The following is an 8,188-nucleotide window of genomic DNA, read 5'->3' on the forward strand; positions in this document are numbered from 1 at the left end:
TAAGGGAAACCCCTATCGCATCCGCAAATGGCGCACTGATAGAGTCGCGGCGTTTTGCGTGATGGCCATATGGCATAACCCTCTGATATTCACTTACACCAGGCAAATGGCGCACTATGACCTCTACGAACACTTCTGCCAATGCGGTCCCCGAGTCTTCGGCTCTTCCCCACTTACCGACCGCCAATGGTGTTCGTGACACGCTGCCGGCACGCAGCTCTCCGGCACAGCAGTACCTGTACTTCACCGAGCAGGACGTGCAGCGGATCCTCGACAACCTCGACGGCCTGCGTGACCTGGTGTTTCCGGGCAACCAGCACGTCGAAGACGACGACCCCCTGCGCCTGGAGCAGCAGTTTCCGTCGGTCTGCCTGATCGGCCTGGGCCGTTGCGGCTCGAACATCGCTCTTGACGTGGCGGAACTGGTCTACAACGCCCGTACCTTCTTCCTCAACGAGTTCAACAATGAAGACCGCTTCAAGGGCGAGTCGGGCTACAGCCCGGCACGCTGGATCCGCCAGAACCTGCGCCTGGTGCAGAACAAGGGTGTCAAGCCGGTGTTTCTGGTCGAACCGCTGGTGATGCTGGGCGACCTGGACAAAGACATCGCCGGGCGTATCCGCTTCTCGCGCAAGGGCGAACGTGGCGAGTTCCTGCGCGACTACAGCAAGATGAAAATCATGGACCTGTCCGAGGTACATGCTGGCGGTGCCGGCAACGCACCGATCCTCGGCCAGTACCTGGCCAAGATCATCCTCAACAAGGACACCCAGCGTTTCTCCAGCGCCGACTGGAAGCTGATCCATTCGTACCTGATCGACTCCTGCGGCATCAAGGCCAACCAATCGCGGCTGTACTTCTACATCTTCAGTGCCGGTGGCGGTACCGGTTCAGGCATGGCCTCGGAGTTCGGCCTGGCCCAGCAGTACTCGTACATGAACAAGACCTTCGACACCAAGCCTGCCGACGAGAACGACGGCAAGAGCGGCCACTCGTTCGTCTTCGAACCGATCTTCACCAGCGGCATTTGCGTGCTGCCCAATGCTACGGACCATCGCAGCGAGATGTCCGAGGCCCTGCACATCAACGCCGGCCGGCTGTTGTGCAAATACCTCTCGGAAGAATGGGACTTCTCGTATAACTTCGATAACGAAGACAGCAGCGAGGCCAGCGTGATGGGCCGTATCCGCCCGTGGAACGCGATGATGCTGATCTCCAACGACATCATGCGCTACGCCGAAGAAAGCGATGACGGCACCATTCACAACATCGACGTCAACGCGATGGAGAAGCACGCCAACCAGTACATCTCCCAGCAGATCTTCAACATCCTCACCGCCCAGGCGGTGACCACCGACTACGACCAGAACTACTTCCGCCGCGCCGGCATCGACATCGGCGAAACCATCCGCCTGGATGCCAACGACCTGTTCATGAGCCTGGCCGGCCCGGTGGCGATTGCCTATGCCGAATCGGTGGTGCCGGAAGTGCCCGCGCAAGGCACGGACAAGTTCAAGGTGTTCGAGCGCGAAAGCCCGCGCCTGGATATCGACGACCTGTTCTTGCGCTCCATCGACCTGCCGCACTTCAACAAGCAAACCCAGGCCATCGAAGGCATCAGCCTGCTGCCGATCGAGTCGCGCCGTTACCGTGCGGCCCTGGAGCAATACCAGGCCTCCGGTTACGACGCCGCCGCGCTGCATGACCTGCACTTCTTCAAGAACTGCTCGTCGGTGGTGTCGATCGTCTCGCTGCCCAAGGACTACAAACTGTCGTACATGGACCTGAACCGGCTCAAGACGCACCTCAACAGCCTGTTCCCCAATACCACGCTCAAGCGTTACGCCCTGGTGATCGGCGCCTCGGCCAACCTGTCACTGACCACCCTGATCGCCAAGAGCCCGTGCCTGTCGGACGATTTCCTGACCCTGATCGTGGCCTTCATCAAGCGCTGCTTCGCCCGCCCCCCATACCGCTTCGATGACACGCTGGACAACGCCATCCTTGAGTTCATTACCAGCGAGCACTTCGAGGAGGCGCGGATCGACGACCTGCTCAACGAGTTCGAAAACCCGGCGAAGATCCTCGATACCAACTGGTATGCAATCAAGCCGATGTACGAGAAGAAGTACCGCGAACTGATCAACGACAAGAGCCGCTTCGTGTCGATCAACGATATTCGCCTATCGCGCGAATGCGTGAAGAAGGCGGTGAAGTACCTGCGTGAGATCTTCCGCCATCGCATCGGCAAGACCCGGGTGATTTCGCTCAACAACCATACCGGCCGGGTCGACTACTGACCTTGATGGGGCCGCCCTGCGGCCCCGATTACGCATGCCGTAAACTGTTACCGCAGCGCCGAAACAACCCACCACTGTTACCAACTTCCACCTTACGTGAGCGTCAACACGCACCAGCATCGGGCAGATGCGTATTTTTACGCACTAAAAAAGCGCGTCGTTATTCCGATTGCCTGGCCTGGATCACGATGAACGGCGAAACCACCACCGCCCATATCTCTGGATCGCGGCTTTGCAGGTCGAGTGCCTGCTCGGCGCTGACCGGCCCGACAGTGCCATCACTACGCCACTTGGCGAAGATCTCGCTGCGATTCTCGGCCATTGCCGCAGCAACCTCGATCAGGTCGAGACTGGGGTCGACCCAAATCAGGTCACCCTTGGCCCAGAAACGCTCCAAAGCCTTCCACTCGATTGTCGCCGTCTCGCCGAGCAATTTGGCATAGAGGGTGCTTGTTTGATCAGTCATGGGTTTGTACCCGCAAATTCGGCCAATGAAAAAAGGCCGGCATTTTTGCAGAAAAACCCGGTTTCAAATATGTAATTTGGTCGATTGGCCCCGAAGTTGTGGGGTGGGGCCGTAGATGCAGGCAAAGTGATGGCGCTTTTCTGTATCTTTGTGTCGATCATGCGACAACCCGCGAACCAGGCACTTTTTGCCCGCTTTTCAAGCGCGCGAACAGCGCTCTACACTGTACCGGTACAGTTCCGGGACATGTTCCGGGGGAAGGTGGGCATGCAGTATGGCGTGGCCATGCCGCATATCCCGCCCGGTCTGTAGCCCTGGCCGCCAGGACTATAAGAATTACAACAGAATGAGTGGAGCACTATGATCAAGATTTCCAAGCTGTTCGCCGCAATGGTACTGGCCGGGGTAGCCAGCCATTCGTTTGCCGCCGATACCATCAAGATCGGGATCGCGGGCCCCAAGACCGGCCCTGTGACCCAGTACGGCGACATGCAGTTCATCGGCGCCAAGCAAGCCATCAAGGATATCAACGCCAAGGGCGGCGTCGATGGCAAGCTGCTCGAAGCCAAGGAATACGACGACGCCTGCGACCCTAAACAGGCCGTGGCCGTCGCCAACAAAGTGGTCAACGACGGCGTCAAGTTCGTCATCGGCCACCTGTGCTCCAGCTCCACCCAGCCAGCGTCCGACATCTACGAAGACGAAGGCGTGATCATGATCACCCCGGCCGCCACCTCGCCGGAAATCACCGCCCGTGGCTACAAGCTGATCTTCCGCACCATCGGCCTGGACAGCGCCCAGGGCCCTGCGGCAGGCAACTACATCGCCGACCACGTCAAGCCGAAGGTCGTCGCCGTGCTGCATGACAAGCAGCAATACGGTGAAGGCATTGCCACTGCGGTCAAGCAGACCCTGGAGAAGAAAGGCACCAAGGTGGCCGTGTTCGAAGGCCTGAACGCCGGTGACAAGGACTTCTCCTCGATCATCCAGAAGCTAAAGCAGAACAACGTCGACTTCGTCTACTACGGCGGCTACCACCCAGAGCTGGGCCTGATCCTGCGCCAAGCCCAGGAAAAGGGCCTGAAAGCCAAGTTCATGGGCCCGGAAGGCGTGGGTAACGACTCCATTTCGCAGATCGCCCAGAACGCTTCCGAAGGCCTGCTGGTCACCCTGCCCAAGTCGTTCGACGCCGACCCGGAGAACAAGGCCATCGTCGACGCCATCAAGGCTGACGGCAAGGACCCGAGCGGCCCGTTCGTATTCCCGGCCTACTCGGCTGTCGAGCTGATCGCCAAAGGTATCGAAGCAGCCAAGTCCGAAGACACCGACAAAGTGGCAGCCGCCATCCACGCCGGCAAGTTCAAGACCCCGACCGGCGAACTGTCCTACGACGAGAAAGGCGACCTGAAAGACTTCAAGTTCGTGGTCTACGAATGGCACTTCGGCAAGCCGAAGACCGAAGTCTCCCCTCAGTAACTGCGTGACTAATAGCTGACCTACGAGCCCACTGTGCGAGCAGTGGGCTTTGTTTTATGAGGTTCATGGGCCTGATCCCCGCGATCCGGGGGCAGACCCACCTGAAAATCTTAAAACCGTCACCCGCGGTTTCCTGGCCTTACCCCCGCCAGCGAAATGCAAATCAGGTTTTTAGGAGCGCTGTAATGCCTGAGATCTACCATTTCTTCCAACAACTGGTTAATGGATTGACCATCGGCAGCACCTATGCCTTGATCGCCATCGGCTACACGATGGTGTACGGCATCATCGGCATGATCAACTTCGCCCACGGCGAGGTGTACATGATCGGTTCCTACGTGGCCTTCATCGCCCTGGCGGGCTTGGCCATGATGGGTATCCATTCGCTGCCGATCCTGATGACCGTCGCCTTCGTCGCGACGATCTGCGTCACCAGTGCCTACGGCTACAGCATCGAACGGGTTGCCTACCGCCCCCTGCGCAACAGCAACCGCCTGATCCCGCTGATTTCTGCCATCGGCATGTCGATCTTCCTGCAGAACACGGTCTTGCTGTCGCAAGATTCGAAGGACAAATCCATTCCCAACCTGATCCCAGGGAGCATTTCCTTCGGGCCGGGCGGCGCGGAGGAGGTCCTGGTTTCCTATATGCAGATCCTGGTGTTCGTGGTCACCCTGGTGGCCATGACCTGCCTGACCCTGTTCATCTCCCGTTCTCGCCTGGGCCGCGCCTGCCGCGCCTGTGCCGAGGACATCAAGATGGCCAACCTGCTGGGCATCAACACCAACAACATCATCGCCCTGACCTTCGTCATCGGTGCCGCCCTGGCCGCCGTGGCGGCCGTGCTGCTGAGCATGCAGTACGGGGTGATCAACCCCAACGCCGGTTTCCTGGTAGGCCTCAAGGCCTTCACCGCGGCGGTACTGGGCGGCATCGGCAGCATTCCGGGCGCCATGCTCGGCGGGCTGGTGCTGGGTGTGGCCGAAGCCTTCGGCGCCGACATTTTCGGCGACCAGTACAAGGATGTGGTGGCATTCGGCTTGTTGGTTCTTGTCCTGCTGTTCCGGCCGACCGGCATCCTGGGCCGCCCGGAGGTTGAAAAAGTATGAACAGAAATCTCAAACAGGCGTTCTTCAGCGCCTTGCTGGTGTGGGCCGTGGCCTTCCCGGTACTGGGCCTGAAACTGAGCATCGACGGCATCAGCCTGGCGGTGCACAGCCAAGGGTCGTTCACCATCAGCATCATCGCCGTGTGTTCGGTGCTGATGTTCCTGCGCGTGCTGTTCGACAGGCAGTGGAATTCGGTGATGGGCCGTCGCTCGGACCGCAAGCTGATCCCGCCAGCCGTCAGCAACTACCTGACCCTGCCGAAAACCCAGCGCTATGTGATCATGGGCCTGATCGTCGCGGCCCTGGTATGGCCGTTCTTCGGCTCGCGCGGGGCGGTCGACATCGCCACGCTGATCCTGATCTACGTGCTGCTGGGCCTGGGCCTGAACATCGTCGTCGGCCTGGCCGGCCTGCTGGACCTGGGCTACGTCGGCTTCTACGCCGTCGGCGCCTACAGCTACGCGATGCTCTCGCACTACCTGGGCTGGAGTTTCTGGGTCTGCCTGCCGATTGCCGGCCTGATGGCTGCCACCTTCGGCTTCCTGCTCGGCTTCCCGGTGCTGCGCCTGCGCGGTGACTACCTGGCGATCGTGACCCTCGGCTTCGGCGAAATCATCCGCCTGTTCCTGCGTAACCTCACCGACTGGACCGGCGGCCCCAACGGCATCAGCAACATCCCCAAGCCGGAGTTCTTCGGCCTGACCTTCGAGCGCAAGGCCGCCGAGGGGATGCAGACCTTCCACGAGTTCTTCGGGCTGGAATACAACTCGATCAACAAGGTCATCTTCCTCTACCTGGTCGCCCTGCTGCTGGCGCTGCTGGCACTGTTCGTGATCAACCGCCTGCTGCGCATGCCGATCGGCCGCGCCTGGGAAGCGCTGCGCGAAGACGAGATCGCCTGCCGTGCGCTGGGCCTGAACCCCACCGTGATCAAGCTCTCGGCGTTCACCCTGGGTGCCTGCTTCGCCGGTTTCGCCGGCAGCTTCTTCGCTGCGCGCCAGGGCCTGGTGACGCCGGAGTCGTTCACCTTCATCGAGTCGGCGATCATCCTCGCCATCGTCGTGCTCGGCGGCATGGGCTCACAACTGGGCGTGATTCTCGCGGCCATCGTGATGATCCTGCTGCCGGAGCTGATGCGTGAGTTCAGCGAATACCGGATGCTGATGTTCGGTGCGCTGATGGTGTTGATGATGATCTGGCGTCCGCAAGGCCTGCTGCCTATGCAACGTCCCCACATGGAGCTGCGTCGATGAGCCGCGAAATTCTGCAAGTCAGCGGCCTGAGCATGCGCTTCGGCGGCTTGTTGGCGGTCAACGGCGTGGGCCTGACCGTCAAGGAAAAACAGGTGGTGGCGCTGATCGGCCCGAACGGTGCCGGCAAGACCACGGTGTTCAACTGCCTGACCGGCTTCTACAAGCCCAGCGGCGGCACCATCCTGCTCGACGGCCAGCCGATCCAGGGCCTGGCCGGCCACCAGATCGCCCGCAAGGGGGTGGTGCGGACTTTCCAGAACGTGCGCCTGTTCAAGGAAATGACCGCGCTGGAAAACCTCCTGATCGCCCAGCACCGTCACCTCAACACCAACTTCTTCGCCGGCCTGTTCAAGACCCCGAACTTCCGCCGCAGCGAGAAGGAGGCCATGGAGCGCGCCCAGTACTGGCTGGACAAGGTCAACCTGACCGAGTTCGCCAACCGTACTGCCGGCACCCTCGCCTACGGCCAGCAACGCCGCCTGGAAATCGCCCGCTGCATGATGACCCAGCCACGGATCATCATGCTCGACGAACCCGCCGCAGGCCTGAACCCGAAAGAAACCGAAGACCTCAAGGCGCTGATCGCCTACCTGCGTGAGTCGCACAACGTCACCGTGCTGCTGATCGAGCACGACATGAAGCTGGTGATGAGCATCTCCGACCACATCGTCGTGATAAACCAGGGCACGCCCCTGGCCCACGGCACGCCGCAGGAGATCCGCGACAACCCTGATGTGATCAAAGCCTACCTGGGGGAAGCGTAAATGCTGAAGTTCGAGAACGTTTCCACCTTCTACGGCAAGATCCAGGCGCTGCACAGCGTCAACGTGGAGATCAACCAGGGCGAGATCGTCACCCTGATCGGCGCCAACGGTGCCGGCAAGTCGACCTTGCTGATGACCCTGTGCGGCTCGCCGCAGGCGCACAGCGGCAGCATCAAGTACCTGGGTGAAGAGCTGGTCGGCCAGCCGTCTTCGCTCATCATGCGCAAGAGCATCGCGGTAGTGCCGGAAGGCCGCCGCGTATTTGCCCGCCTGACCGTCGAGGAAAACCTGGCCATGGGTGGTTTCTTCACCGACAAGGGCGACTACCAGGAGCAACTGGATAAAGTCCTGCAGCTGTTCCCGCGCCTGAAGGAGCGCTACATCCAGCGCGGTGGCACCATGTCCGGTGGCGAGCAACAGATGCTGGCCATCGGCCGGGCGCTGATGAGCAAGCCCAAGCTGTTGCTACTCGACGAGCCGTCGCTGGGCCTGGCGCCGATCATCATCCAGCAGATCTTCGACATCATCGAACAGCTGCGCCGCGATGGCGTGACGGTGTTCCTGGTGGAGCAGAACGCCAACCAGGCGCTGAAGATCGCTGACCGGGCGTATGTACTGGAAAACGGCCGGGTGGTGATGCAAGGCACCGGTGAGGCACTGCTGACCGACCCGAAAGTGCGCGACGCCTACTTGGGTGGTTGAATGAAAAAGGGCCTTCGGGCCCTTTTTTCTGCCTGTGAGCAATGTGTCGCCTGTACTGGCCTCTTCGCGGGCACGCCCGCTCCCACAGGTACTGCACGGTTTTCGAAACCCGTCCGAT

Annotated in this window: 7 protein-coding genes; 6 read left to right on the top strand and 1 reads right to left on the bottom strand. The window is 60.6% G+C overall.

Going from position 1 to position 8,188, the window contains the following annotated elements; genetic code table 11:
- Window positions 1-116: 116 nt before the first annotated feature.
- Window positions 117-2,300: a hypothetical protein gene (locus APH33_RS20650; RefSeq protein ID WP_054886942.1), complete on the top strand. Its 2,184-nt coding sequence runs from the start codon at window positions 117-119 to the stop codon at window positions 2,298-2,300.
- A gap of 160 nt (window positions 2,301-2,460) precedes the next feature.
- Here APH33_RS20650 and APH33_RS20655 read toward each other — a convergent pair whose 3' ends face one another.
- Window positions 2,461-2,766, bottom strand: a complete 306-nt coding sequence (locus APH33_RS20655) for a DUF2288 domain-containing protein (RefSeq protein ID WP_054886943.1) — start codon at window positions 2,764-2,766, stop codon at window positions 2,461-2,463.
- Window positions 2,767-3,126: 360 nt separating this feature from the next.
- On the opposite strand from APH33_RS20655, the gene APH33_RS20665 reads away from it, so the two are divergent.
- From APH33_RS20665 to APH33_RS20685, 5 genes are all read left to right on the top strand, one after another.
- Window positions 3,127-4,242, top strand: a complete 1,116-nt coding sequence (locus APH33_RS20665) for a branched-chain amino acid ABC transporter substrate-binding protein (RefSeq protein WP_054886945.1) — start codon at window positions 3,127-3,129, stop codon at window positions 4,240-4,242.
- Between the two features lie 185 nt (window positions 4,243-4,427).
- Complete coding sequence (gene livH, locus APH33_RS20670) at window positions 4,428-5,351, top strand: high-affinity branched-chain amino acid ABC transporter permease LivH (RefSeq protein WP_054886946.1); 924 nt, start codon at window positions 4,428-4,430, stop codon at window positions 5,349-5,351.
- Complete coding sequence (locus APH33_RS20675; RefSeq protein WP_054886947.1) at window positions 5,348-6,604, top strand: high-affinity branched-chain amino acid ABC transporter permease LivM; 1,257 nt, start codon at window positions 5,348-5,350, stop codon at window positions 6,602-6,604. Before livH ends, APH33_RS20675 begins: the two co-directional genes overlap by 4 nt.
- Window positions 6,601-7,368: a high-affinity branched-chain amino acid ABC transporter ATP-binding protein LivG gene (gene livG, locus APH33_RS20680; RefSeq protein ID WP_054886948.1), complete on the top strand. Its 768-nt coding sequence runs from the start codon at window positions 6,601-6,603 to the stop codon at window positions 7,366-7,368. Before APH33_RS20675 ends, livG begins: the two co-directional genes overlap by 4 nt.
- Complete coding sequence (locus APH33_RS20685; protein ID WP_054886949.1) at window positions 7,369-8,070, top strand: ABC transporter ATP-binding protein; 702 nt, start codon at window positions 7,369-7,371, stop codon at window positions 8,068-8,070.
- Window positions 8,071-8,188: the final 118 nt, after the last annotated feature.

The organism is Pseudomonas sp. NBRC 111130, from assembly GCF_001320485.1.
Taxonomy (GTDB): domain Bacteria; phylum Pseudomonadota; class Gammaproteobacteria; order Pseudomonadales; family Pseudomonadaceae; genus Aquipseudomonas; species Aquipseudomonas vlassakiae.